Source organism: Ornithinimicrobium kibberense, from assembly GCF_006519705.1.
Lineage (GTDB): Bacteria > Actinomycetota > Actinomycetes > Actinomycetales > Dermatophilaceae > Ornithinicoccus > Ornithinicoccus kibberensis.
In genome coordinates, this window is sequence record NZ_VFXM01000003.1 from 84,668 (window position 1) to 108,335 (window position 23,668).

Sequence of the window (23,668 nt, forward strand, 5' to 3'; positions counted from 1 at the left end):
CGGCGACGACCGGGCCCTCGCCGTTCCCGTGCGCCCGTCCGCGGGCGCGCCTCACCGGGCCCAGGTGCCCCACGGCATAGCCTCGGACGCTGTGAACGACCGCTACGGGACCGATGTGCTCTCCGGCGACTGGCGTGCCCCCCGGAGGGGCCGCGCGCAGCCGGTGGAGGCCGAGCCGGGGCTCGTCGTCGAGGACGTCGACACCGGCTGGTGCGGGGCGGTCGTGCGGGTGGAGAAGGCCGGGGGGATGCAGGTGGTGCACCTGGAGGACCGGCGGGGCCGGACGAAGGGGTTCCCGCTCGGGCCCGGGTTCCTCCTCGACGGACGACCGGTCGTGCTCACCGTGCCCACCGGCGAGCGCCGCGCCCAGGTGGAGGCGGCCCGGAAGGCGGCCTCCCGGACCGCGAGCGGCTCGGTGGCGGTGCGCGGGCAGGCGGCGCGGGTGGCCTCCGGGTCCCGGATCTGGGTGGAGGGCCGGCACGACGCCGAGCTGGTGGAGAAGGTGTGGGGCGACGACCTGCGGGTCGAGGGCGTGGTCGTGGAGATGCTCGACGGGGTCGACGACCTCGCGGGCGAGATCCGCCGGTTCGCGCCGACCCCCGACCGTCGCCTGGGGGTGCTGGTCGACCATCTCGTGCCGGGCACCAAGGAGAGCCGCATCGTCGCCGAGGCCGAGCGGGTCAGCCCCCACGCCCGGATCCTGGGCCACCCCTACGTGGACGTGTGGCAGTCGGTCAAGCCGGCCCGGCTGGGCCTGGACGTGTGGCCGGTCGTGGAGCGGGGGCGCTCCTGGAAGCACGGGGTGCTGCAGGAGCTGGGCTGGCCGCACGCCTCGCAGGCCGACGTGGCCCGCGGGTGGAAGAAAATCCTGGCCGCCGTACGTTCCTACAGTGACCTGGAACCAACGCTGCTCGCCAGCGTCGAAGAACTGATCGACTTCGTCACCGTTCCCTGAGAAGGGGCGGGCGGGTCGAGGTTCCGTCCGGTCCTACCCCAGGAGTGACACATGAGCACCGCACCCCCGCCTCCCCCGCTTCCCGGCGACCGCCCGTCCGAGCCCCGGCAGGGCCAGGAGTGGGCCCCGACCCGGTCCGGGCAGGTCCCGGTCGAGGGCGAGGAGCGCACGATGATGCTCCTGGCCCACCTGTCGGCGCCGATCTCCTTCCTGCTCAGCGGCGCCTGGCTGCCGTTCCTGGGACCGCTGCTGGTCTGGGTCTTCTACAAGGACCGCAGCCAGGCGGTCCGGACCGCCTCCGCCGGGGCGTTCAACTTCAACGTCTCGATGACCATCGCCAGCTGGGCCCTGTGGCTCAGCGTGATCCTCACCCTGGGGATCGGGTTCCTCTGGGCGCTCCCGCTGTGGCTCGTGCTCTTCGTCGTCCAGATCTGGGCCCACGTCAAGGGGGCCATGATGGCCTCCCGCGGAGAGGTCTTCGAGTACCCCTTCCAGATCCGCATCCTCAGCTGAGGACGACTTCGGGCCAACCTCTTGCCAACCTCCGGGCCCGAGGAGTAGACAAGGACCACGCCCTTTCCGCAAGGCAGGGCGGGTCGCAAGACAGTCGAGGATTCGAACGGCGGACCGCGTGCCTCCGGGCACACCGTCGCCACCTCCGGTGACGCGGAGGTCGAGCCTCCGGACCCCTTGCGCACCGGTCGGGACGTCACGTCCGACCGTGGCCCGCTTCGCGACCTCATACGCCGCGAAGCGGGCCACCATCGTCTGGGGCCAGTCCCTGCCGGCTCATACCCGGCAGGGGCTGCTCCTCGTTCCCGTTCTACCGGCGCCCGCTCCCGGCGGGGCGCAGCGGGCACCGGCGTGTCGAGGACGGGGGACCCGGATCTCGGCTCAGCCCGGCAGCAGCCGGTGGACCACGGTGTCGGCGAGCAGCCTACCGCGCAGGGTCGGCACGACCCGGCCCCGCACCGCCGCCGGACCGTCCACGAGCCCGTCGGCGACGAGGCCGGCCACGGCCGTCCGCGCCGGGGCGCTCAGCAGGTCGGTCGGCAGGCCTTCGGCCAGCCGCGAGCGCAGCAGCACCGTCTCGTCGTGGCGCTGCCCGTCGTCCAGCACCTCCCGGGCGTGGGCCGGGCTGAGGCCTTCGGCCAGCCGGTCGGCGTAGGCCCGTGGGTGCTTGACGTTCCACCACCGCACCCCGCCGACGTGGCTGTGCGCCCCGGGTCCGACCCCCCACCAGTCGCCACCGCGCCAGTAGGCCACGTTGTGCCGGCACCGGTGCGCGTCGCCCCGGGCCCAGTTGGAGATCTCGTACCAGTCGTAGCCGGCCCCGGCGAGGACACGGTCGGCCAGCTCGTACTTGTCGGCCTCGTCGTCGTCCTCCGGGGCGGGCAGCTCGCCGCGGCGGACCTGGGCCGCCAGGCGGGTGCCCTCCTCGACCACCAGGGCGTAGGCCGACACGTGGTCGGGCTCCAGCGACACCGCCGTCTCGAGGCTGCTCCGCCAGTCCTCCAGGGACTCCCCCGGCGTGCCGTAGATCAGGTCGAGGCTGACCTGGAGCCCGGCCGCCCGGACGGCGGCGACGGCCCGCTCGACGTTGGCGGGGTCGTGGGTACGGTCCAGGGTGCGCAGGACGTGCGGGACGACCGACTGCATGCCGAGGCTGACCCGGGTGAACCCCTGGGCGGCCAGCTCCTCGGCCACCCTCGGGGTCACCGTGTCGGGGTTGGCCTCGGTCGTGACCTCGGCCTCGTCCGTCAGGCCGAGGGTGTCGCGCACGCGTCCGAGCAACGCCCCCAGGGCCGCCGGGGCGAGCATCGTCGGGGTCCCCCCGCCAACGAAGACCGTGCTGGCCGGTGGCGGGTCGCCCGGCGCCAGGACCCGGCCCGCCAGCTCGACCTCGGCCAGCGCCGCCCCCAGGTAGCGGCCCGTGTCGGCGTCGGCCCCCAGCTCGGGGAGCGTGTAGGTGTTGAAGTCGCAGTAGCCGCACCGGACCCGGCAGAAGGGCACGTGCAGGTACACCCCCAGGGTGCGCGCGGCCATACCCTCCAGGGCGGTGGCGGGCAGCGCCCCGTCCGGGGGCGCGGGGTCTCCGGGCGGGAAGGTCGAGGGCATTCCCCCATTGTCGCCGACGGCCGGGGACGGACCGCCCCGTCCCGCGACGCACGGGGGCCGGGCGATAGGGTCGGAGGGTGCAGCAACGTCTCCGGGAGTACATCGACCGGCTCCGCGACGAGGGGTACACCGTCCGGGACGACCAGGGGTCGGACCCGGACCTCATCACGCCGGACGGCAGCGCGGTCGACACCTGGCGCGAGGACTACCCCTACGCCGAGCGGATGACCCGGGACTACTACGAGGTCGAGAAGTGGCTCCTGCAGGTGGAGCTGCTCAAGTTCCAGTACTGGGCCAAGGACAACGGCAGCCGGCACGTGCTGGTCTTCGAGGGGCGAGACGCGGCCGGCAAGGGCGGGTCGATCAAGCGGTTCATGGAGCACCTCAACCCGCGCGGCGCCACCGTCGTGGCCCTCAACAAGCCGACCGAGGTCGAGGCCGGGCAGTGGTACTTCCAGCGGTACATCGAGCACCTGCCCACGAGCGGCGACATGGTGCTCTTCGACCGGTCCTGGTACAACCGGGCCGGGGTGGAACGGGTCATGGGGTTCTGCTCGGACGCCGAGTACGAGCTGTTCATGGAGCAGGCGCCGCAGTTCGAGAAGATGCTCGTCGACTCCGGCGTCTCGATCACCAAGTTCTGGTTCTCGGTGACCCAGACCGAGCAGCGCACCCGGTTCGCGATCCGTCAGCTGGACCCGGTGCGGCAGTGGAAGCTCTCCCCCATGGACCTGGAGTCGCTGGACCGGTGGGACGACTACACCGCCGCCAAGGAGGAGATGTTCCGACGCACGGACACCGACTGGGCACCGTGGATGACGATCAAGTCCAACGACAAGAAGCGGGCCCGGATCAACGCGATGCGTCACTTCCTGTCCCAGTTCGACTACGAGGGCAAGGACCACGACGTCGTCCTGCGGCCCGACCCGCGGCTCGTCAAGCGGGCCCGCAACACCGTCGGGGACTAGAGGCCCCCGCCCCGCGCCGCCGGGATCAGTCGACCCGCACGTAGGTCAGGTCGGTGATGCGCCGGCCGGCCTCGGTGCCGCGGCGCTCGAAGCGGGTGACCGGGCGCAGCGGGAAGCGGTCGGTGGACTCCAGCTCCAGCCGCGGCTCGGCACCGACGACGTCCCTCATCACCCGGGCGTAGTCGTCCCAGTCGGTGGCCAGCCGCCACCGGCCGCCCGGGCGCAGCAGGTCGGCCACCGCGTCGGTGAAGTCGGGGCCGACCAGCCGACGCTTGTGGTGGCGGGCCTTGGGCCACGGGTCGGGGAAGAAGGTCCACACCTCCTCGACGGTGCCGGGCTCGAGCATGGTCCGCAGGGCAAGCGCCGCGTCCACCTCGACGACCCGGACGTTGGGCAGGGCCTGCCCACCGGTGGCCGCAGCCATCTTGGCGAGCGCGTGACCGGTGCCCGGACGCCATACCTCCAGGGCCAGGAAGTCCCGGCCCGGGGAGGCGAGCGCCCCGGCGACCAGCGCGTCCCCGGCCCCGGACCCGACCTCGACCACGAGCGGTGCGCACCGCCCGAAGACCTGCTCCGGGTCGAGCCGGAAGGACGGGTCCACGACCGTGGAGGCGTCCCCCGCGGCGCGGGGGACCTCGAGGACGACCTGCGCCGAGAGCTGGTCCCAGGCGCGCTGGTGGGTGTGCGGCATCCGCCCGCCCCGGCGGGTGAAGGACCGGGTCCGGGCCAGCGGACGGGGTCCGATGACCGGGTGGCCGAGGGCGTAGTGCCCGCGGAGGGAGACCGGCGGGTCCTCCCGGGTCACTTCTTGGCCTTCTCGGCCGCCCCGCCGTCCTGGGAGAGCGCGGCGATGAAGGCCTCCTGGGGCACCTCGACGGACCCGACCATCTTCATCCGCTTCTTGCCCTCCTTCTGCTTCTCCAGCAGCTTGCGCTTGCGGCTGATGTCCCCGCCGTAGCACTTGGCCAGCACGTCCTTGCGGATGGCCCGGATGGTCTCGCGGGCGATGACCCGGGCGCCGATGGCGGCCTGGACGGGCACCTCGAACTGCTGGCGCGGGATGAGCTCCTTGAGCTTGGTGGCCATCTGGACCCCGTAGGCGTACGCCTTGTCCCGGTGCACGATCGCGCTGAAGGCGTCCACGGTGTCGCCCTGCAGGAGGATGTCCACCTTGACCAGGTCGGCCTCCTGCGAGCCGTCCGGCTCGTAGTCGAACGAGGCGTAGCCCTTGGTCCGGGACTTGAGGGCGTCGAAGAAGTCGAAGACGATCTCGGCCAGCGGCAGGGTGTAGCGCATCTCGACCCGCTCGGGCGAGAGGTAGTCCATCCCCTTGAGGGTCCCCCGACGGGTCTGGCACAGCTCCATGATGGCGCCGATGTACTCGCTGGGGGCCAGGATCGTCGAGCGCACGACCGGCTCGGTGATCGAGGCGATCCTGCCGGAGGGGAACTCGCTGGGGTTGGTCACCTCGACGACGGTGCCGTCGTCCAGCCGGACCTCGTACTCCACGTTGGGCAGGGTGGAGATCAGGTCGAGGCCGGACTCGCGCTCGAGGCGCTCGCGGACGATCTCCAGGTGCAGCATGCCGAGGAAGCCGACCCGGAAGCCGAACCCCAGCGCGGCCGAGGTCTCCGGCTCGTAGACGAGGGCCGCGTCGTTGAGCTTGAGCCGGTCGAGGGCGTCCCGCAGCAGCGGGTAGTCGGACCCGTCGATGGGGTAGAGCCCGGAGAAGACCATCGGGCGCGGGTCGTGGTAGCCGCCCAGGGCCTTCGTCGCCATCCGCCCGGCCCCGGTGACGGTGTCCCCCACCTTGGACTGGCGCACGTCCTTGACGCCGGTGATCAGGTAGCCCACCTCGCCCACGCCCAGACCCTGGGAGGGCACCGGCTCGGGGCTGATGACGCCGATCTCGAGCAGCTCGTGGGTCGCCTTGGTCGACATCATCGCGATCTTCTCGCGGGGCGACAGCCCCCCGTCGACGACGCGGACGTAGGTCACCACGCCCCGGTAGGTGTCGTAGACCGAGTCGAAGATCATCGCGCGGGCGGGCGCGTCGGCGTCCCCGACCGGGTGCGGCACGAGCTCGACGATGCGGTCCAGCAGCTCGGGCACGCCCGCGCCCGTCTTGCCGGAGACCTGCAGCACCTCGGCCGGGTCGCAGCCGATGAGGCCGGCCAGCTCCTCGGCGTACTTCTCCGGCTGCGCCGCCGGCAGGTCGATCTTGTTGAGCACCGGGATGATGACCAGGTCGTTCTCCATGGCCAGGTACAGGTTGGCCAGGGTCTGCGCCTCGATCCCCTGCGCGGCGTCGACCAGCAGCACCGCCCCCTCGCAGGCGGCCAGGCTGCGGCTGACCTCGTAGGTGAAGTCGACGTGCCCGGGCGTGTCGATCATGTTGAGGATGTGGGTGGACCCGTCGACGGCCCACGGCATGCGCACGGCCTGGGACTTGATGGTGATCCCGCGCTCGCGCTCGATGTCCATGCGGTCCAGGTACTGGGCCCGCATCAGGCGCTGCTCGACGACCCCCGTCTCCTGCAGCATCCGGTCGGCCAGCGTCGACTTGCCGTGGTCGATGTGGGCGATGATGCAGAAGTTGCGGATGAGCTCCGGCGGGGTGGACGCCGGCTGCGGCACGGAGTCGGTCTTGCTGCGGGCGAGCGGGGACACGCTGGGTCTCAACCTCGGGTATGGAGTGGGGGCGGGCGGTCCCGCCAGTCTCCCACGGACCGGGGGCGAGGACGGAACCCGCGACCGTGCGGGCGCGGGACGGCTCAGGCGATCTGCACGAAGGCCCGCAGCCGGCCGTCGCCGTGCTCACGGACCTCGACCCAGCCCAACGACTCGTAGAAGGCCCGCTGGGCGGGGTCGTCGTCGGTGAGCAGCACCTTCTGACGGCAGTGGGCGAACGGCTCCATCGCCGCGTGGACGAGTGCTCGGCCGACCCCCTCCCGCTGCAGCTCGGGCCGGACCAGCACGTCCTGCAGGTAGGCGATGGTGGCCCCGTCGGAGACGACCCGGGCCAGGCCCAGCAGGTCCTCCCCGTAGCGGGCCACGACCACCCGGGTCGACCCGCGCACCGCGGCCTCGAGCACCTCGGGGTCGGTGGTGTACCTCGACCACCCGACCGCGTCGTAGAGCGTGACGAGGTCCTCCCGACCCGGCACCTCGTCGGCCGTGATGACGATCTCGTGCGCACCCACCCCGTCACTGTAGGCGACCCGCCGCCCGACGGACGGGCGGGCCACCACCCCGCGGGTGACGGGGGCCACATGCCGGGCCGGGCGCGGGGGGTGGTCGGGGACCGACGCGGCCGGTAGACTCTCATTCCACACGACGGACGCTTCATTCCATTATGCGGAACACCAGGAGGACTCGGATGACCGATGCGACGACGCCCGTGCTGGACCTGCCCGAGGGTGTGGAGGTGACCGGCGCGCTCCGGCCCGGCTACGAGGAGATCCTCTCCCGGTCCGCCCTCGAGCTCGTGGCGGCCCTGCACCGGCAGCTGGAGACCCGGCGGCAGGAGCGGCTGGCTGCCCGCGCGGAGGTCGTGGCGGCGGTGGCCGACGGTCAGGACCTCGACTTCCTGCCCGAGACCCGCCAGATCCGCGAGGACGACTCGTGGCGGGTGGCCGAGCACGCGCCCGGCCTCGTCGACCGACGGGTGGAGATGACCGGCCCGACCGACCGCAAGATGACGATCAACGCCATGAACTCCGGGGCCCGGGTGTGGCTGGCCGACCAGGAGGACGCCAACACCCCGATGTGGGAGAACGTGGTCGAGGGGCCGCTGAACCTGCGCGACGCCGTCCTGGGCACCATCTCCTTCACCTCCCCCGAGGGCAAGGAGTACGCGCTGGCCACCACCGACCAGTCCCGGCTGCCGACGATCGTCGTGCGCCCCCGGGGCTGGCACCTGGACGAGAAGCACGTCCTCGTCGACGGGCAGCGCACCTCCGGCGGCCTCGTCGACATGGCCCTCTACATGACCGCCTGCGCGCAGCCGCAGCTGGACGCCGGCAAGGGCCCCTACTTCTACCTGCCGAAGATGGAGCACCACCTCGAGGCCCGGCTGTGGAACGACGCCTTCGTCATCGCCCAGGAGCACCTCGGCATCCCCCGCGGCACGGTGCGGGCCACGTGCCTGATCGAGACGCTCCCCGCCGCCTTCCAGATGGAGGAGATCCTCTACGAGCTGCGCGAGCACTCCGCGGGCCTGAACGCCGGCCGCTGGGACTACCTGTTCAGCGTGATCAAGACCTACCGCACCCGTGGCGGGGACTACGTCCTGCCGGACCGCAACGCGGTGACGATGACGGCGCCGATGATGCGCGCCTACACCGACCTGCTCGTGCGCACCTGCCACAAGCGCGGCGCGCACGCCATCGGCGGGATGGCCGCGTTCATCCCGTCCAAGGACGAGGAGGTCAACGCCGCGGCCTACGCCAAGGTGCGGGGCGACAAGCAGCGCGAGGCCGAGGACGGGTTCGACGGGTCGTGGGTGGCCCACCCGGGCATGGTCGGGACCTGCATGGAGGTCTTCGACGCCGTGCTCGGCGACCAGCCCCACCAGGTGGACCGCACCCGGGAGGACGTGCAGGTCACGGCCGACCAGCTGCTCGACGTCAAGGGCACCCCGGGCGAGGTGACCGAGGAGGGGCTGCGGGCCAACATCGACGTGGCGGTCCAGTACCTGGCCGTGTGGCTCACCGGCCGCGGCGCCGTCGGCATCCACAACCTCATGGAGGACGCCGCCACCGCCGAGATCTCCCGCAGCCAGATCTGGCAGTGGATCCACAACGACGTGACCCTCGCCGACACCGGGGAGACGGTGACCCGGGAGCTCGTGCGGCGGCTCGCCGACGAGATCGTGCCCACCCTGCCGGGGGCCGCGGACGGCAGTGTCGACTACGGCCCCGCCAAGGACCTGTTCCTGCAGGTGGCGGTGGCCGACGAGTTCGCCGACTTCCTCACCGTCCCGGCCTACGAGACCATGCCCTGAGCGCCGGCGACCCGACGGGCGGCCCCCACCGGGGCCGTCCTAGGGTGGGACCAGCGACGACGAGGAGGTCGAGGTATGACGCTCGAGCCCGAGGTGCGTGGACCGGCCCCCCAGGCTGACGTGCGGGCCCGCGGCGGGGAGGGTGCCCAGGAGGGCGGCCCCGCCCGGGGCGGGACGGTGGCGCAGGTCCTCGCCGACCTGCGCGGCGCCGTCCCCGACCCCCTGCTGCTCACCGACCCGGCCGAGCTGGAGACCTACGCCTGCGACGGGCTCGCCGCCTACCGGGTGACGCCTGCGCTCGTGGTGCTCGCCGACTCCGCCGACCACGTCACCGAGACCGTGCGGGCCTGCGCACGGCACCGGGTGCCCTTCGTGGCCCGCGGGTCCGGCACCGGCCTGTCCGGGGGCGCCCTCCCCCGCGCCGACGGGGTGCTGCTGGTCACCAGCCGGCTCCGGACGCTGCACGAGCTGCGGCCCGAGGACCAGCGGGCCGTCGTGGACCCTGGGGTGATCAACCTGCAGGTCACCAAGGCGGCCAACCCCCGGGGATACTACTTCGCGCCCGACCCGAGCAGCCAGCAGATCTGCTCGATCGGCGGCAACGTCGCGGAGAACTCCGGCGGCGCGCACTGCCTCAAGTACGGCTTCACCGCCAACCACGTGCTGGCGCTGGACCTGGTCACCCCCTCGGGCGAGGAGGTCCGCCTGGGCACCGAGGCCCCCGACGCCCCGGGCTACGACCTCGTGGGCGCCTTCGTCGGCTCGGAGGGGACGCTGGGCGTGGCGACCCGGGCCGTCGTGCGGCTGACCCGGCTGCCCGAGGAGGTACGCACCGTCCTGGCCGGTTTCGCCACGATCGACCAGGCGGGGGCCGCGACGAGCGCGATCATCGCCGCGGGCATCGTGCCGGCCGCGATCGAGATCATGGACGCCCTGGCCATCGAGGCGGCCGAGAAGGCCGTCTCCTGCGGCTACCCGGCCGGCGCCGGGGCCGTGCTCGTCGTCGAGCTGGACGGTGCGGCCGAGGAGGTGGCCCACGAGTACGACCAGGTGGAACGGATCTGTGCCGAGCAGGGCGCCTTCGAGTTCCGGATGGCCACCGACGCCCTCGAGCGGGCCGAGATCTGGAAGGGCCGCAAGTCGGCCTTCGCGGCCGTCGGCCGCATCTCCCCCGACTACATCGTGCAGGACGGCGTCGTCCCCCGGACGGCGCTGCCGGAGGTGCTGCGCGAGATGTCCCGGATCAGCGCCGAGCGGGGCGTGCGCGTGGCCAACGTCTTCCACGCCGGCGACGGCAACCTGCACCCCCTCGTGCTCTTCGACGCCGCCGAGGAGGGCGCCACCGAACGCGCCGAGGAGGTGTCCGGGATGATCCTCGACCTGTGCATCCGGCACGGCGGGTCGATCACCGGCGAGCACGGCGTGGGCGCCGACAAGGCCCGCTACATGCCGCGGATGTTCACCGAGGAGGACCTGGACACCATGCAGCTGGTGCGCTGCGCCTTCGACCCCGACGGCATCGCCAACCCCGGCAAGATCTACCCCACGCCCCGGCTCTGCGGAGAGCGGCCCCGGGTCGTCCAGGGCGCGCACGCCCTGGCCACCGACGGCGTGGAGCTCTTCTGATGACCCCGCTCGAGCAGCTGGCGGGCACCTGCCCGGTCCGGGAGGCCGGACCCGAGGACCAGGTCGACGGGGTCCCGGCCCGCGTCGTCGCCCGGCCGGGGTCGACCGAGGAGACCTCGGCCCTGCTGCGCGCCTGCCACGCGCAGGGCCTGGCCGTCGTCGTGCGCGGGCACGGGACGAAGGTGGCCTGGGGCCGGCCCCCGGAGCGTCTCGACGTCATCCTGGAGACGACGGCGATGGACGCGCTCGTGGAGCACTCCCGGGGGGACCTGATCGCCATCGCGGGCGCGGGCATGCCGCTGGCCCGGCTGGCCGAGCGGCTCGCCGAGGGCGGCCACCAGCTGGTCGTCGACGACCTGGTGGCGGACGCCGCCCCTCCCGTGGCGGGTGCCGGGGGGGCCGAGGTGCGCGGCTCCACCCTGGGCGGTGCCGTGGCCACCAACCTCTGCGGCCCCCGGCGGCTGTGGACCGGCTCGGTGCGCGACCTGGTCATCGGCGTCCGGTTCGTGCGGGCCGACGGGACGGTCGCCAAGGCCGGCGGCAGGGTCGTCAAGAACGTCGCCGGCTACGACCTGGCCAAGCTGCTCACCGGGTCGTTCGGCACGCTGGCCGTCGTCACCGAGGTGACCGTCCGGCTGCACCCCCTGCCGCAGGCGCAGCGGTGGGTGGTCCTCGACGTCGCCGAGGAGGACCTGGCCACCGTGCTGGGCTCGGCCGTCCACTCCCAGACCGTGCCGCAGGCCCTGGAGGTGCACGCCCGCCCCGGCCAGGCCCCCCAGGTGGCCGTCCTGCTGGGGGGCACCGACGGCGGGGTGCAGGCGCGCGCGGCCCGCCTCGTCGACGTGCTGGCCCCCCTCGCCTCGCGCGGCGCCCCGTCCGTGTCGTCCACCGACCGGGCCCCCGGCTGGTGGGCCCGTCCCCTCGCGGCCGCGCACGACGAGCGGCCCGTGCTCGTGCGCGCCACGGCCCGCATCTCCGGGGTGGCCGAGCTGGTCGCCGCGGCCGTCGCCCACGGGATGACGGTGACCGGGTCGGCGGGCGTGGGGGTGCTGCACGCGCTCCTGCCCGCAGCATCGGCGCCGGAGGATGCCCGGGCCGCCCTCGACGACCTGCGGGCCGTGAGCGAACGGCTCGGCGGCTCCACGGTGGTGCTGGACGCCCCGCCCGAGGTCAAGGCGGTCACGGACAGCTGGGGCGAGGTGCCCGGCCTGGACCTGATGCGCCGCGTCAAGGACGAGTTCGACCCCACCCGGGCGTTGGCGCCCGGACGCTTCGTCGGAGGACTGTGATGGACCGCCCCCGCCCCCGCCCGACCATGTCGCCGGCCTCGACCAGCCTGCCGACCACGACCCAGCCCGCCCGGGTGCCCGCCGCGCAGGACGTCACCCACCTGGGGATGCCGGCCGTGCGCGGCCTGAGCTCGGGCGTCGTGGCGGACCCGGCGTTCGACGACCACCGTCCCCCCAGCACCGAGCTGCTCGACGACTGCGTCCACTGCGGGTTCTGCCTCACCACCTGCCCGACCTACCAGCTCTGGGGCGAGGAGATGGACAGCCCCCGCGGACGCATCGACCTCGTCCGCGCGGCCCGGGAGGGGGCGCCGCTGACCGGCTCCACCGTGGCCCACCTGGACGCCTGCCTGGGCTGCATGGCCTGCGTGACCGCCTGCCCGTCCGGCGTGCGCTACGACCGCATCCTGGAGACGACCCGGGCGCAGATCGAGCGCCGGGTCGAGCGGCCCGCCCGCGAGCGGGCGCTGCGGTCCCTCATCTTCGGGCTGTTCCCCCACCCGGCACGGCTGAGGGCGCTGCGTGGTCCCCTGCGGCTGGCCCAGCGCACCGGAGCCCTGCGGCTGGTCGGACGGACCGGCCTGGTCGGCCGGGTCAGCCCCGAGCTGGAGGTCATGCAGTCGCTGGCTCCCCCGCTCGGTCCCCGCGTGGAGGTGCCCGAGCGCACCCCGGCCCTGGGGCCACGGCGGGCGGTCGTGGGCATGCTCACCGGGTGCGTCCAGCGGGAGTTCTTCGGCGAGGTCAACGCCGCCACCGCCCGGGTGCTGGCCGCCGAGGGCTGCGACGTCGTCGCGCCCCGGCGCCAGGGGTGCTGCGGCGCCCTCTCGGTGCACACGGGCCGCGAGGAGGAGGGTGCGGAGTTCGCGCGTCGTCTCATCGACACCTTCGAGGAGGCCGGGGTGGACTCGGTCGTGGTCAACTCCGCCGGCTGCGGCTCCACGATGAAGGAGTACGTCCACCTGCTCTCCGACGACCCCGACTACGCCGACCGGGCCCGGGCGTTCAGCGACAAGGTGCGGGACCTGTCCGAGATCCTCGTCGAGCTGGGTCCCGTCGCCCCGCGCCACCCGGTGGGAGCCGCGCCGGCGGACGACGACCGGACCGACGGCGAGGTCGTCATCGCCTACCACGACGCCTGCCACCTCCGGCACGCCCAGCAGGTGGTCCGTCAGCCGCGGGAGCTGCTGCGCGGCATCCCCGGGGTGCGGCTGGTCGAGATCCCGGACGCCGAGATCTGCTGCGGCTCCGCGGGCGTCTACAACATCCTCAACCCCGAGCCGGCGGCCGAGCTCGGCGACCGCAAGGCGGCCAACATCCTGTCCACCGGGGCCGACCTGCTCGTCACCGCCAACCCCGGCTGCCTGATGCAGATCAGCCAGGCGCTGGAACGGGCCGGCCGGCCGGTGCCGTTCGTGCACACCGCCGTCGTGCTCGACGCCGCCATCCGGGGCGAGCGCCTGCTCTGACGGGTGGTCCTCCCGGCCCCACGGCCCGGAGGACCGCCTCGCGCGGGGACGCCGCCCCGCCCGGTCGGTGCGGGCGGGACGGCGTCGTCCGCGGGTCGTGCAGCCGGCGTCAGCGCGGCGTCTGCACCTGGGGGATCTTCTTGTCGCGGTCGATCATCCACACCACGAGGCCGGCGAGGAGGGCCACCAGCAGCACCAGCTGGATCAGCCCGGCGTTGAACCCGATGCCGTAGATCCACAGGAAGCTCACGGCGCCCCCGACGAGGCTGTAGTAGGTGGTGATGAGCACCGTCTTGCGGATCAGGTCGCCCTCCCGGCCCAGCAGGCCGACCGTGGCCGAGGCGGCCACGATGTTGTGGATGGCGACCGGGTTGCCGGCCGCGCCGCCGATGGCCTGGGCCGCCACGACGCTCTCCGGCGCGACCCCGATCTCGTTGCCGGTCGCGAACTGGAACAGCGAGAACGTCAGGTTGCTCACGGTGTTGGACCCGGCCACGAAGGCTCCCAGGGCCCCGATCCACGGTGCCACGAGCGGCCAGTTGGCCCCGGCCACGGCGGCCGCCCCCTCGGCGAGGGTCACCGGCATCGAGGCCAGGTCGGAGTTGGTGAAGTCGGGACCCGACCGGATGAGCAGCCGCACGAGGGGCACCGCGAAGCCCAGCGCGACCGCGGTGCCGAGCAGCTGCTTGGCCGCGACCGACCAGGTCGCCCTGATCTGGCGGCCGTTCATCTTGTGCAGGGCGTAGGTGATCAGGACGGTGACGATGAAGACCGTCCCCGGGCTGTAGAGCCACTGCCAGGTGGTGCTGATGCCCGTGCCGAGGATGTTCTCGAACGGGATGGTCACCCACGGTGCGTCCGAGCGCAGGGCGTTGGTCAGCGGCTCGATGAGGCGGGTCGCCAGCAGCAGGACGGCGATGACGACGTAGGGGCTCCAGGCGGTGACGATGCCCATCCGCTTGCGGGTGTCCAGCTCCTCGCCGAGGTGGTCGGTGTCCAGGGAGCCCATCCAGCGCTCCTCCCAGGACGCCCGGGGCCCGAAGTCCCAGGTGTCCTTGGGCATGAGGAACCCACGGCTGGAGGTGAACATCACCAGGGTGAGCCCGAGCAGACCACCGATGAGGGAGGGGAACTCGGGACCGATGAAGCGCGCGACCAGCACGTAGGGGACCGTCATCGCGAGGGAGGCGTAGAGGGCGAACGGCCAGATCCGCAGCCCCTCGGCGAAGGAGCGGCGCTCCCCGAAGAAGCCGGTGAGGAACACCGCGATGGCCAGGGGGATCAGCAGACCCGCGATCGCGTGGATGGCGGCGGTCTGGAAGGCGATCTCGGCGACCAGGCCGTCGTAGCTCAGCCCCAGCTCGGCCGCACGTTCGTCGACGCCGGCGCCGTCCTGCAGCCCGCCGCCGACGCCGACGATCATCGGCGTGCCGACGGCTCCGAAGGACACGGGCGTGGACTGGATGATCAGACCGACCATGACGGCGGCCATGGCCGGGAAGCCGAGCGCCAGCAGCAGCGGTGCGACGACGGCCGCCGGCGTGCCGAAGCCGGACGCGCCCTCGATGAAGGAGCCGAAGAGCCAGCCGATGATGATCGCCTGCACCCGGCGGTCGGGCGAGATGGAGGTGAAACCGGCCCGGATGGTGCTCATCGCCCCGCTGGAGATGACCGTGGCGAGCAGCAGGAGTGCGCCGAAGACGATGTAGAGCAGGGTGACCGCGATGATCACGCCCTCGATGGTGGCCGCGGCCACGGCCGCCGGTCGCATCTGCCACACGGCCATGGCGATGACCACGGTGACCACGTAGCCGACGGGCATGGCGTACTTGGCCGGCCAGCGGAAGCCGGCGAGCAGCACGCCGACGACCGCGATGGGCGCGATGGCCAGGAGGCTGAGCACTGCGAGGTTGTCCACGTCGACACCTTTCCGGGCGGTGACGTCGGCCCACGACCCGCGCCGCCACCGGGTTATCCGGCCGTCCGCGCGGGAATGGACTGACCATTCCGGGACGCACTATGCCCCTCCCCGGTTGGTGCGTCAAGGGTGGCGTGCGGGTGTCGCCGATAGGGTGGCCCCATGACGCTGGAGGAGGCCGGACGGGGGCGCGGCGTGCAGTCGGTGGACCGCACCCTGGCCATCCTCGAGGCCCTCGCGGGGCACCCGGGGACGCTCGGTGTCACCGAGGTGGCCCGGGCGACCGGCCTGCCGACGGGGACCGTCCACCGCCTCCTCGCGGCGCTGGCCCGCCGCGGGTGGGTGCGACAGGACCCGGACCGCCGCTACGGGCTGGGGCCGAGCGCGCTGCTGCTCGGGGACGCCGCCTCCCGCGAGCTGTCCGTCCTGGCCGCCCCGGCGCTCCGGGCCGCGGTCGAGGCCACCGGGGAGACGGCCAACCTGGCCGCCTTCGACGGGGAACGCATGGTCTACCTGGCCCAGTCCCCCTCGCCCCACACCCTGCGCATCTTCGCCGAGGTCGGCCGGCGTGTGCCGGTCCACTCGACCGCCGTCGGCAAGGTGGTGCTCGCCGGGCTCCCGCCGGAGGAGGCGGGGCGTGTCCTGGCGACGGTCCCGCTCGAGGCGCGCACGCCCCATACCCTGACCTCGGCGGAGGCCTTGGAGGAGGAGCTCGAGCGGGTCCGGGGGCAGGGGTATGCCGTGGACGACGAGGAGCAGGAGCTGGGGGTGCGCTGCGTGGCCGTGCCGGTCGACCTGCACGGGGGCCGGATGGCGCTGTCGGTCAGCGGTCCCACGGAGCGGATGACGCAGGAGGAGGCCCGACGGGTGGTCGCCAACCTGACCAGGGTGGCCCAGGACCTGGCCGGCCGGGCCCGCGGGTCGTGACCGACGCGCACGGCGCCACCGGCGACGACCCGCCGCAGGTCGGGTGGGCGCCGGTGGCCGACGACCGGGCCGACCCCGGGGAGGTCGTGTGGGCCTGGGTGCCGTTCGAGGAGGAGCCGCAGCGGGGCAAGGACCGGCCGGTCCTGGTCCTGGGACGCGCCGACGACACCCTGCTGGCCCTGCAGCTGACCAGCCGCGACCACGACCTGGACGAGGAGCAGGAGGCGGCCGAGGGCAGGCTCTGGACGGACATCGGCACGGGTGCCTGGGACCGGTACCGGCGGCCCAGCGAGGTGCGCGTCAACCGTCTGCTGCGTCTCCCGTCGGCGGCGGTGCGGCGGACCGGGGCGTCGGTCGACCGGCACGTCTTCGAGCACGTCCTGGACGAGGCCGCCCGGCACCTGCCGGAGCTGGGCCTGCGGCGGGACGCCGACGCCGGTCCGCCCGCGCCACCCAGTGACGGACCCACGCCGCCCCGGCCATGAGGCTCAGGCCGGTGACGACGCAGGCCGTGCCGAGCGGGACGATCGCGGCCAGGCCGGCGACCATGAGCGGGCCGCCCGAGCTGCCCAGGTCTCCGGCGAGCCGCCAGCCGCCCAGGTACTGCGACCGGCCCTCGGCAGGGGCGGTGTCGGCCCCCAGGGTCATGACGATGCCCGAGCCCATGCCGTTCCCGACGGCCATGAGCACGGCCAGGGCGACGAAGGCGGGCAGTCCCCCGGCCAGGGGCAGCAGGCTGACGCCCAGGCCGATCGTGGCCACGACCGGGACGGCCACGACGGTGCGCCCCGCGTGGTCCATCAGCCAGCCGGCGGGGTAGAACAGCGCGATCTCCACCAGGGCCGCTACGCCGAAGACCAGTGAGGTGACCTCGGCGGAGATGCCGACGTGGTCGGCCCACAACGGCAGCACCGTCGCGCGCAGCGACCGGGCGGCCCCGATCACCACCACGGCGCTGCCCAGGGTGAGCAGCACGTGCCGGTGCGCGGCCAGGACCGACCCGACGGTGGGCCGGGCGGCGGGCACCGGGTCGGCACGGGTGCCGACGTCGCGGACGAGCAGCACGACCAGCCCCGAGAGCAGAGCCAGGGCCGCGGCCATCCAGAAGACCGACCGCAGCGACCCGGTGGCTGCCAGCAGCCCGGCCCCGGCCACCGGCCCCAGGAAGGCGCCGACCCGGTGGCTGCCGCCCAGCGTGGACATCGCCCGCGCGAGCAGGTGGGCGGGCGCCACCGAGATGAGGAAGCCCTGCCGGGCCAGGAGGAAGACCGACCAGCTGGCGCCACTGAGGACGACCGCGCCGGCGAGCACCGGGACCGACGGGGCGGTGGCGGCGACGACCATGGCGGCGGCGTCGACCACGCCCGCCCCCACGAGGGCCCGCCTCTCCCCCACCCGTGCCACGAGGGCCCCGGCCGGCAGCGAGGTCAGCAGGCTGCCCACCCCCAGCAGGGCCACGACGAGGGCGGCCTGGCCGACGCCGGCACCCAGGTCGCGGGCGAGGAGGGCCAGCACCGGCAGGAGGGCGGCGTGCCCGGTACCGCTGACGACGGTCGGCAGGAAGGCCGCGAGCGCGACGTCGCGGAGCCGGAAGGGCACCGTCCCCGACGGCCCGCCGTCCATGCGTCCCTCCTGTCCGGTCGGGTCCGTCCGCTGCTCCCGGCCCGGGGCCGACCCGTCGGCCTGCCGGCGGGACCCGACAGCCAGAAGGCCGCCTCCCGGCTGGGAGACGGCCTTCCGTCCACGGTGGAGCTGAGGGGATTCGAACCCCTGACCCCCTCCATGCCATGGAGGTGCGCTACCAACTGCGCCACAGCCCCGAAGGGCCCCGTTGAGGACTGGAACACAATACCCAGCCCGGTCGACATTTCCCAAATCGCAGGTCACGGGCGGTGCCGGGGCCTCCCGCCTGCGTGCCGGGGTCCGCGCCGGTCCCCGGGGCGGCCCCGGGGCGGGCCCAGGTCAGCGGTCGGAGACCGAGGCGGGTCCGGGAGGGCCCACGCCCACGTTCCAGGACTCCAGGCGCCAGCCCGTGCGGTGCTCGACCAGCTCGGCCCAGTGGCAGTTGTGCAGCCCCACCAGCGACAGCCACGCCTGCCGGGCGGACAGGCCGACGACGTCGGCGACCAGGGCCCGGCTCGCCATGCCGTGGGTGGCCACGACCGCGGTCTCCCCCGGCCCCAGCCGGGGGAGCAGCTCCTCGAACACGGCCCGCACCCGCACCTGGACGTCGGCCACCCGCTCGCCCGTCTCCCCACGGACCGGGTCCTCCCCGCGGTCGAGCGCCGCGAGGGCCTGCGGGAACCGGGCGAGCACCTCGGTGTGCGCCAGCCCCTGCCAGCGGCCGACGTGGATCTCGCGCAGCCGTGCGTCGTGCTCCACGGGCAGGCCGGTGAGCGCGGCCAGCTCGTCGGCGGTGTCTGCCGCCCGCGATAGGTCGCTGGAGAGCAGCCGGGCCACCGGACGCTCGGCCAGGCGGGCGGCCGCTGCCGCGGCCTGTCGGCGGCCCCGCGCGGACAGGTGGCTGTCCAGCTGGCCCTGGTAGATCCCGCCGGCGTTGTGCTCCGTCTCGCCGTGCCGCCAGACCACCACCCGACGGGGCGGCCGCCGGCTCACGCCTCGTCGGCCGGGGCCGGGGGAAGCACGACCGTGGGGCAGTCCTTCCACAACCGCTCGAGGTCGTAGAACTCGCGGTCCTCGCTGTGCATGACGTGCACGACGATGTCACCGAAGTCGAGGAGCACCCAGCGGCCCTCCCGCTGTCCCTCGCGGCGCAGCGGCTTGGCACCGAGCTCCTTGAGCCGGTCCTCCACGGCGTCGACCACCGCGCCGACCTGGCGCTCGCTCGGCGCGGAGGCGATGACGAAGACGTCGGTCAGCGCCAGCTGGCCGGAGACGTCCAGCCCCACGACGTCGCGCGCCAGCTTGTCCTGGGCGGCGGCGGCGGCGGCCTGCGCCAGCTCCACCGCCCGGGGGGTGGCACGGGGGGTGGCACTCACGGGGTCTCCTCCTGGTACAGGGCGTACTTGTGGATGTACTGGACGATGCCGTCCGGGACGAGGTACCACACCGGCTCCCCGGCAGCGGTCCGCTCACGGCAGTCGGTCGAGGAGATGGCCATGGCCGGCACCTCGAGGAGCGTCACCTTGTCCTGCGGCAGTCCGCTGTCGGTCAGGTCGTGGCCGGGGCGGGTGACCCCCACGAAGTGGGCCAGCTCCCACAGCTCGTCGACCCCCTTCCAGGACAGGATCTGCCCGAGGGCGTCGGCGCCGGTGATGAAGAACAGCTCGTCGTCCGGGCGGAGCCTGCGCAGGTCGCGCAGGGTGTCCCGGGTGTAGGTCGGCCCGGGCCGGTCGACGTCCACGCGGCTGACCGTGAACCGCGGGTTGGAGGCGGTCGCCACGACCGTCATGAGGTAGCGGTGCTCAGGTGCGCTGACCTCCGCGGCGTCCTTGCGGTAGGGCTGGCCGGTGGGAACGAACACCACCTCGTCGAGGTCGAGCAGGTGGGCCGCCTCGCTCGCGGCCACGAGGTGCCCGTGGTGGATGGGGTCGAAGGTCCCACCCATCACCCCCAGGCGCATCAGTGCGCGCTGGAGCCGCGTGCGCTGTCCGGGTCGTGCCCCTCGGCGACGCCGTGCGGGTCGAGCGCGAGGGTGTTGCGGAAGGACCACAGGAGGCCGAGCAGGCCCAGGAAGATCGCCAGGGCGATGACCCCGAACCAGATGGGGTCGAACAGCAGCTCGTTGACCACGTGGTGGCCCCCCTCCTCCTCGGAGGCGGCCAGCAGCTGGGAAGGCACAGACGTCATGCGGGCCACTGTACCCGCAGGCCACCTACAGTGGAGCCATGTCCGCACCTGCGAGCCCCCGTCCCGCCGGGGACGGCGCCGTGCCGCCGACGCTGTCGGTCGTGGTCCCCATGTTCGACGAGGCCGAGGTGCTGCCGCTGTTCGTGGAGCGGGTGCGCGGCGTGCTGGACGGCCTGGGCGAGCCCTACGAGGTCGTCGCGGTCGACGACGGCAGCCGGGACACCACCCCCGTGCTGCTCCAGGCGGCCCGACGGACCTGGCCCCAGCTGCGGGTGCTGCGGCTGCGGGCCAACGCCGGCCACCAGGCGGCCCTGTCCGCCGGCCTGGTCGCCGCGCGCGGCGACTGGGTGGTCACCCTGGACGCGGACCTGCAGGACCCGCCCGAGGTCGTGCCCGAGATGCTGCGGGCGGCCCGCGACCAGGACGTCGACGTGGTCTACGGCGTCCGCACGGACCGCTCGTCCGACTCGGTGTTCAAGCGGTCCACGGCCCGCGTCTACTACGCCCTGATGCGAGCCCTCGGGGCCGGGGGCGCCCCGGACGACGCCGGGGACTACCGGTTGATGTCCCGGGCCACGGTGGAGGCGGTGAACGCGCTGCCGGAGGACCACCGCGTGCTGCGGCTGGTGGTGCCCGCGCTGGGCTTCCCGGCCACGACGGTGGGCTACGTGCGGGCCGAGCGGGCCGCGGGGACGAGCAAGTACCCGCTCGCCCGGATGCTGCGGCTCACGGTGGACTCGGTCACCGGCTTCTCCGCGGCCCCGCTGCGGCTGGCCACCTGGTTCGGGCTGGTCGGCTTCCTCGTGGCCCTCGGGCTCCTGGGCTACGCCCTCGTCGCCAAGCTGGGCGGCCAGACGGTCGCCGGGTGGACCTCGACCGTCGTCATCGTCGCCGGGTTCAGCGCGCTGCAGCTGCTCAGCCTCGGCGTCATGGGCGAGTACGTCGGCCGCATCTACGCCACCCTGCAGCGCCGACCGTCCTACTACGTGGCCTACGACTCCCTCGCCGAGCCCGCCGACGAGCCGCTCGGGCGTCCGTCTCAGCGCACCTGACCGTCGCCCTCGACGACCCACTTGGTCGTCGTGAGCTCGGGCAGGGCCATCGGTCCCCGGGCGTGCAGCTTCTGCGTCGAGATGCCGATCTCGGCGCCGAACCCGAACTCGCCCCCGTCGGTGAACCGGGTCGAGGCGTTGACCAGCACGGCGGCGGCGTCCACCTCGGCCGTGAACCGCCGTGCGGCGTCCCGGTCGGCGGTGACGATCGCCTCGGTGTGCCCGCTGGTGTGCTCCTGCACGTGCGTGATCGCCGCGTCCAGGTCGTCCACCACCCGGGCGGAGATGTCCAGCGAGAGGAACTCGGTGTCGTCGTCCTCCGGGGTGACCGGGACCCAGCGGGCGCCGGCGGTCTCGGCATACCCCCTGGTGTCCTCGTCGCCGTGCACCGTGACACCTGCTGCCGCGAGCTCGGCCATGACCCCCGGCAGGACCCGTGCGGCGGCGTCCCGGTGCACCAGCAGCGACTCGGCGGCGTTGCAGACCGACGGGCGGTGGGTCTTGGAGTTGGTGACGATGCGCACGGCCATGTCGGCGTCGGCCGAGCCGTCGACGTACACGTGGCAGTTGCCCACCCCCGTCTCGATGACCGGGACGGTGGACTCGGTCACCACCGTCCGGATCAGGCTGGCACCGCCCCGGGGGATGACCAGGTCGACGAGGCCCCGGGCCGTCATCAGCGCGCGGGCGGCGTCGTGCCCGCCCTCGGAGAGCAGGTTGACCGCGTCGGGGTCCAGCCCCTGCGCCTCGAGCGCCGACCGCAGCACGCCGACCAGGGCGGCGTTGGTGGAGGAGGCGGCGGATCCGCCCCGGAGGATGACCGCGTTGCCGCTCTTGAGCCCCAGACCGGCGGCGTCCACGGTGACGTTGGGCCGAGCCTCGTAGATCATGCCCACGACCCCCATCGGGACGCGCACCTGCCGGATCTGCAGGCCGTTGGCCAGGGTCGAGCCGCGGACCACCTCGCCCACCGGGTCCGGCAGGGTGGCGATCTGCCGCAGCGCGTCCGCGACCGCGTGGACCCGGTCCGCGTCGAGGGTGAGCCGGTCCAGGAGGTTCTCGGACAGGCCCGAGGCGCGGCCGCGGTCCAGGTCCTCGCCGTTGGCCGCCACCACCGCGGCGGTGGCCGCGTCCACGGCGTCGGCGAGGGCCAGCAGGGCCGCGTCCTTCTCCCCCCGGGTCAGCTGGGCCAGCTGACGCGAGGCCCTGCGCGCCCGGCGGGCGACCTCGTGGACGTGGTCGACGACCTCGGGGGCGATGGGGGTGCTCATGGGGACTGCTCCTTGGTCTGTGGGTCCATGCGTCGGTGCGGTGGGTGGTGGGGAAGGCTTCCGGCCGGTGTCGTCAGAGGACGACCAGGTCGTCCCGGCGGACGACGGGGCGGGGTGCGGGTGCGCCGTTGCGCAGCCGCGGGCCGCGCGCCAGCCGCTGACCCACGAGGGGCCGCAGCTCCTCGGCGTCGTAGCCGACGAGGCCGCGGGCCACGACCAGGCCCCTGTCGTCGCACAGGTCGACGGTGTCCCCGGCGGTGAACCGGCCCTCGATGCGGGTGATCCCCACGGGCAGCAGGGAGGTGCGGTGGGAGACGACCGCATCCACCGCACCGTCGTCCAGGACGATCCGACCGGTCGCGCTGCTGGCGTGCGCGAGCCATCGCCGGCGGGCCGGACTCTTGCTGCCGGTGGGGACGAACAGGGTCCCCACCTCGTCGCCGGACAGGGCCGCGGTGACCTTGTCGGCGCTGGTGAGCAGGACGCTGACGCCCTCCTCCGTGGCCATCTGGGCGGCGGCCACCTTGGTGGCCATGCCGCCGGTGCCCACGGCGGACCCGGCGCCCGAGATGTCGACCGCGGCGATCTGCTCCGCGGAGGTGACCGTCCGGATCGGGCGGCTCCCGGGCTCCGTCGGATGGCCGTCGTAGAGCGCGTCCACGTCGGACAGCAGCAGGAGCGCGTCGGCGTCCACGAGGTGGGCCACGAGGGCGGCCAGCCGGTCGTTGTCGCCGAAGCGGATCTCGTCGGTGGCCACCGTGTCGTTCTCGTTGATGATCGGCACCACCTCCAGCTCCAGGAGCCGTTCGAGGGTGCGCGAGGCGTTGACGTAGTGGCTGCGACGGTGCATGTCGTCGGCGGTCAGCAGGACCTGCCCGACCCGGACCCCGTGCAGGGTGAAGGCGTTGGTGTAGGCCGCCATGAGCTGGCCCTGCCCCGCGCTGGCCGCCGCCTGCTGGGTGGCCAGGTCCTTGGGGCGCCGGGTCAGCCCCAGCGGGCCCATGCCGGCCGCGATCGCCCCGGAGGAGACCAGGACCACCCTGACCCCGGAGAGGGCCTGCCGGGCCAGGGCGGTCGAGAGCGCCTGCAGACGGAACCCGTCCAGACCACCGGTGGGGCTGGTCAGGGAGGACGAACCGACCTTGACCACGAGCCGGCGGGCGTCGCGGATGACGCTGCGGTCGACGGAGAGGGCCATGACAGGATACTAATCCACGACCGTGCATACTCATGCATCGTGCGTCGTCCTCCCGACGGCGCACC

21 protein-coding genes, 1 tRNA gene and 1 pseudogene are annotated in these 23,668 nt (G+C 73.6%); 10 read left to right on the top strand and 13 right to left on the bottom strand.

Features of this window, described 5'->3' with window-relative positions; all coding sequences use genetic code 11:
• Nucleotides 1–91: 91 nt before the first annotated feature.
• On the top strand, nucleotides 92–955 hold the full coding sequence (locus tag FJR00_RS03245) for a DUF3097 domain-containing protein (RefSeq protein ID WP_141337444.1): 864 nt from the start codon (nucleotides 92–94) through the stop codon (nucleotides 953–955).
• Nucleotides 956–1,006: 51 nt separating this feature from the next.
• Nucleotides 1,007–1,468, top strand: coding sequence for a DUF4870 domain-containing protein (locus tag FJR00_RS03250; RefSeq protein ID WP_238330278.1), 462 nt, complete (start codon nucleotides 1,007–1,009; stop codon nucleotides 1,466–1,468).
• 381 nt (nucleotides 1,469–1,849) lie between these two features.
• Here the strand turns inward: FJR00_RS03250 and hemW are convergent, their stop codons facing one another.
• Nucleotides 1,850–3,073 carry a radical SAM family heme chaperone HemW gene (hemW, locus tag FJR00_RS03255; protein WP_141337445.1) on the bottom strand — a complete coding sequence of 408 codons (1,224 nt, stop codon included), beginning with the start codon at nucleotides 3,071–3,073 and terminating at the stop codon, nucleotides 1,850–1,852.
• Between the two features lie 77 nt (nucleotides 3,074–3,150).
• Here hemW and ppk2 point away from each other — a divergent pair, with 77 nt between their 5' ends.
• Entirely contained in the window at nucleotides 3,151–4,041 is an 891-nt protein-coding gene (gene ppk2, locus FJR00_RS03260; RefSeq protein ID WP_075958359.1) for a polyphosphate kinase 2, read from the top strand.
• A 25-nt stretch (nucleotides 4,042–4,066) separates the two neighbouring features.
• Here the strand turns inward: ppk2 and trmB are convergent, their stop codons facing one another.
• The 3 genes from trmB to FJR00_RS03275 all read right to left on the bottom strand — a co-directional run bounded on the left by trmB (nucleotide 4,067) and on the right by FJR00_RS03275 (nucleotide 7,244).
• Entirely contained in the window at nucleotides 4,067–4,846 is a 780-nt protein-coding gene (gene trmB, locus FJR00_RS03265; RefSeq protein ID WP_238330279.1) for a tRNA (guanine(46)-N(7))-methyltransferase TrmB, read from the bottom strand.
• On the bottom strand, nucleotides 4,843–6,711 hold the full coding sequence (lepA, locus tag FJR00_RS03270) for a translation elongation factor 4 (RefSeq protein ID WP_141337446.1): 1,869 nt from the start codon (nucleotides 6,709–6,711) through the stop codon (nucleotides 4,843–4,845). The genes trmB and lepA overlap by 4 nt, the downstream gene beginning before the upstream one ends.
• A gap of 104 nt (nucleotides 6,712–6,815) precedes the next feature.
• Nucleotides 6,816–7,244, bottom strand: coding sequence for a GNAT family N-acetyltransferase (locus FJR00_RS03275; protein ID WP_141337447.1), 429 nt, complete (start codon nucleotides 7,242–7,244; stop codon nucleotides 6,816–6,818).
• Between the two features lie 176 nt (nucleotides 7,245–7,420).
• On the opposite strand from FJR00_RS03275, the gene aceB reads away from it, so the two are divergent.
• The 4 genes from aceB to FJR00_RS03295 all read left to right on the top strand — a co-directional run bounded on the left by aceB (nucleotide 7,421) and on the right by FJR00_RS03295 (nucleotide 13,427).
• Nucleotides 7,421–9,046, top strand: a complete 1,626-nt coding sequence (gene aceB / locus FJR00_RS03280; RefSeq protein WP_075958362.1) for a malate synthase A — start codon at nucleotides 7,421–7,423, stop codon at nucleotides 9,044–9,046.
• 75 nt (nucleotides 9,047–9,121) lie between these two features.
• Nucleotides 9,122–10,672, top strand: coding sequence for an FAD-linked oxidase C-terminal domain-containing protein (locus tag FJR00_RS03285; RefSeq protein ID WP_083664167.1), 1,551 nt, complete (start codon nucleotides 9,122–9,124; stop codon nucleotides 10,670–10,672).
• Nucleotides 10,672–11,961, top strand: a complete 1,290-nt coding sequence (locus FJR00_RS03290) for an FAD-binding oxidoreductase (protein ID WP_141337448.1) — start codon at nucleotides 10,672–10,674, stop codon at nucleotides 11,959–11,961. Before FJR00_RS03285 ends, FJR00_RS03290 begins: the two co-directional genes overlap by 1 nt.
• Nucleotides 11,961–13,427 carry a (Fe-S)-binding protein gene (locus FJR00_RS03295; RefSeq protein WP_337678381.1) on the top strand — a complete coding sequence of 489 codons (1,467 nt, stop codon included), beginning with the start codon at nucleotides 11,961–11,963 and terminating at the stop codon, nucleotides 13,425–13,427. Before FJR00_RS03290 ends, FJR00_RS03295 begins: the two co-directional genes overlap by 1 nt.
• Before the next feature lie 109 nt (nucleotides 13,428–13,536).
• On the opposite strand, the gene FJR00_RS03300 is transcribed toward FJR00_RS03295, so the two are convergent.
• Entirely contained in the window at nucleotides 13,537–15,345 is a 1,809-nt protein-coding gene (locus tag FJR00_RS03300; protein WP_141337449.1) for an L-lactate permease, read from the bottom strand.
• Nucleotides 15,346–15,507: 162 nt separating this feature from the next.
• On the opposite strand from FJR00_RS03300, the gene FJR00_RS03305 reads away from it, so the two are divergent.
• Nucleotides 15,508–16,272 (top strand): IclR family transcriptional regulator, encoded by a 765-nt coding sequence (locus FJR00_RS03305; protein ID WP_141337450.1) that lies wholly within the window; start codon nucleotides 15,508–15,510, stop codon nucleotides 16,270–16,272.
• Nucleotides 16,269–16,757 carry a type II toxin-antitoxin system PemK/MazF family toxin gene (locus tag FJR00_RS16200; protein WP_158068667.1) on the top strand — a complete coding sequence of 163 codons (489 nt, stop codon included), beginning with the start codon at nucleotides 16,269–16,271 and terminating at the stop codon, nucleotides 16,755–16,757. Before FJR00_RS03305 ends, FJR00_RS16200 begins: the two co-directional genes overlap by 4 nt.
• Here the strand turns inward: FJR00_RS16200 and FJR00_RS03315 are convergent.
• The 6 genes and pseudogenes from FJR00_RS03315 to FJR00_RS03340 all read right to left on the bottom strand — a co-directional run.
• Nucleotides 16,747–17,895, bottom strand: a pseudogene (locus FJR00_RS03315) (MFS transporter); the annotation flags it as partial. The gene FJR00_RS16200 and the pseudogene FJR00_RS03315 overlap by 11 nt on opposite strands.
• A gap of 124 nt (nucleotides 17,896–18,019) precedes the next feature.
• A tRNA-Ala gene (locus tag FJR00_RS03320) sits at nucleotides 18,020–18,092 on the bottom strand.
• Nucleotides 18,093–18,234: 142 nt separating this feature from the next.
• Nucleotides 18,235–18,888, bottom strand: coding sequence for a histidine phosphatase family protein (locus FJR00_RS03325; protein WP_141337452.1), 654 nt, complete (start codon nucleotides 18,886–18,888; stop codon nucleotides 18,235–18,237).
• A complete protein-coding gene (gene rsfS, locus FJR00_RS03330; protein WP_075958367.1) occupies nucleotides 18,885–19,271 on the bottom strand; it encodes a ribosome silencing factor in 387 nt (128 codons plus the stop codon). The genes FJR00_RS03325 and rsfS overlap by 4 nt, the downstream gene beginning before the upstream one ends.
• The gene (nadD, locus tag FJR00_RS03335; protein WP_237770208.1) at nucleotides 19,268–19,840 is read right to left on the bottom strand and encodes a nicotinate-nucleotide adenylyltransferase; all 573 of its coding nucleotides are present in this window, start codon (nucleotides 19,838–19,840) and stop codon (nucleotides 19,268–19,270) included. The genes rsfS and nadD overlap by 4 nt, the downstream gene beginning before the upstream one ends.
• Nucleotides 19,841–19,854: 14 nt before the next feature.
• Nucleotides 19,855–20,082, bottom strand: coding sequence for a hypothetical protein (locus FJR00_RS03340; RefSeq protein ID WP_141337453.1), 228 nt, complete (start codon nucleotides 20,080–20,082; stop codon nucleotides 19,855–19,857).
• 38 nt (nucleotides 20,083–20,120) lie between these two features.
• On the opposite strand from FJR00_RS03340, the gene FJR00_RS03345 reads away from it, so the two are divergent.
• The gene (locus FJR00_RS03345) at nucleotides 20,121–21,134 is read left to right on the top strand and encodes a glycosyltransferase family 2 protein (RefSeq protein WP_141337454.1); all 1,014 of its coding nucleotides are present in this window, start codon (nucleotides 20,121–20,123) and stop codon (nucleotides 21,132–21,134) included.
• Here FJR00_RS03345 and FJR00_RS03350 read toward each other — a convergent pair.
• Entirely contained in the window at nucleotides 21,122–22,405 is a 1,284-nt protein-coding gene (locus FJR00_RS03350; RefSeq protein ID WP_141337455.1) for a glutamate-5-semialdehyde dehydrogenase, read from the bottom strand. The two genes, FJR00_RS03345 and FJR00_RS03350, sit on opposite strands and share 13 nt — an antisense overlap.
• Before the next feature lie 73 nt (nucleotides 22,406–22,478).
• Nucleotides 22,479–23,603: a glutamate 5-kinase gene (gene proB, locus FJR00_RS03355; RefSeq protein ID WP_075958370.1), complete on the bottom strand. Its 1,125-nt coding sequence runs from the start codon at nucleotides 23,601–23,603 to the stop codon at nucleotides 22,479–22,481.
• Nucleotides 23,604–23,668 lie beyond the last annotated feature (65 nt).

Bases quoted from the DNA above. Each gene is read 5' to 3' on its own strand.
- FJR00_RS03250 (WP_238330278.1), top strand. From the start codon at position 1,007: ATGAGCACCGCACCCCCGCCTCCCCCGCTTCCCGGCGACCGCCCGTCC.
- hemW (WP_141337445.1), bottom strand. From the start codon at position 3,073: ATGCCCTCGACCTTCCCGCCCGGAGACCCCGCGCCCCCGGACGGGGCG.
- aceB (WP_075958362.1), top strand. From the start codon at position 7,421: ATGACCGATGCGACGACGCCCGTGCTGGACCTGCCCGAGGGTGTGGAG.
- FJR00_RS03285 (WP_083664167.1), top strand. From the start codon at position 9,122: ATGACGCTCGAGCCCGAGGTGCGTGGACCGGCCCCCCAGGCTGACGTG.
- FJR00_RS03290 (WP_141337448.1), top strand. From the start codon at position 10,672: ATGACCCCGCTCGAGCAGCTGGCGGGCACCTGCCCGGTCCGGGAGGCC.
- FJR00_RS03295 (WP_337678381.1), top strand. From the start codon at position 11,961: ATGGACCGCCCCCGCCCCCGCCCGACCATGTCGCCGGCCTCGACCAGC.
- FJR00_RS03305 (WP_141337450.1), top strand. From the start codon at position 15,508: ATGACGCTGGAGGAGGCCGGACGGGGGCGCGGCGTGCAGTCGGTGGAC.
- nadD (WP_237770208.1), bottom strand. From the start codon at position 19,840: ATGGGTGGGACCTTCGACCCCATCCACCACGGGCACCTCGTGGCCGCG.
- FJR00_RS03340 (WP_141337453.1), bottom strand. From the start codon at position 20,082: ATGACGTCTGTGCCTTCCCAGCTGCTGGCCGCCTCCGAGGAGGAGGGG.
- FJR00_RS03345 (WP_141337454.1), top strand. From the start codon at position 20,121: ATGTCCGCACCTGCGAGCCCCCGTCCCGCCGGGGACGGCGCCGTGCCG.
- FJR00_RS03350 (WP_141337455.1), bottom strand. From the start codon at position 22,405: ATGAGCACCCCCATCGCCCCCGAGGTCGTCGACCACGTCCACGAGGTC.
- proB (WP_075958370.1), bottom strand. From the start codon at position 23,603: ATGGCCCTCTCCGTCGACCGCAGCGTCATCCGCGACGCCCGCCGGCTC.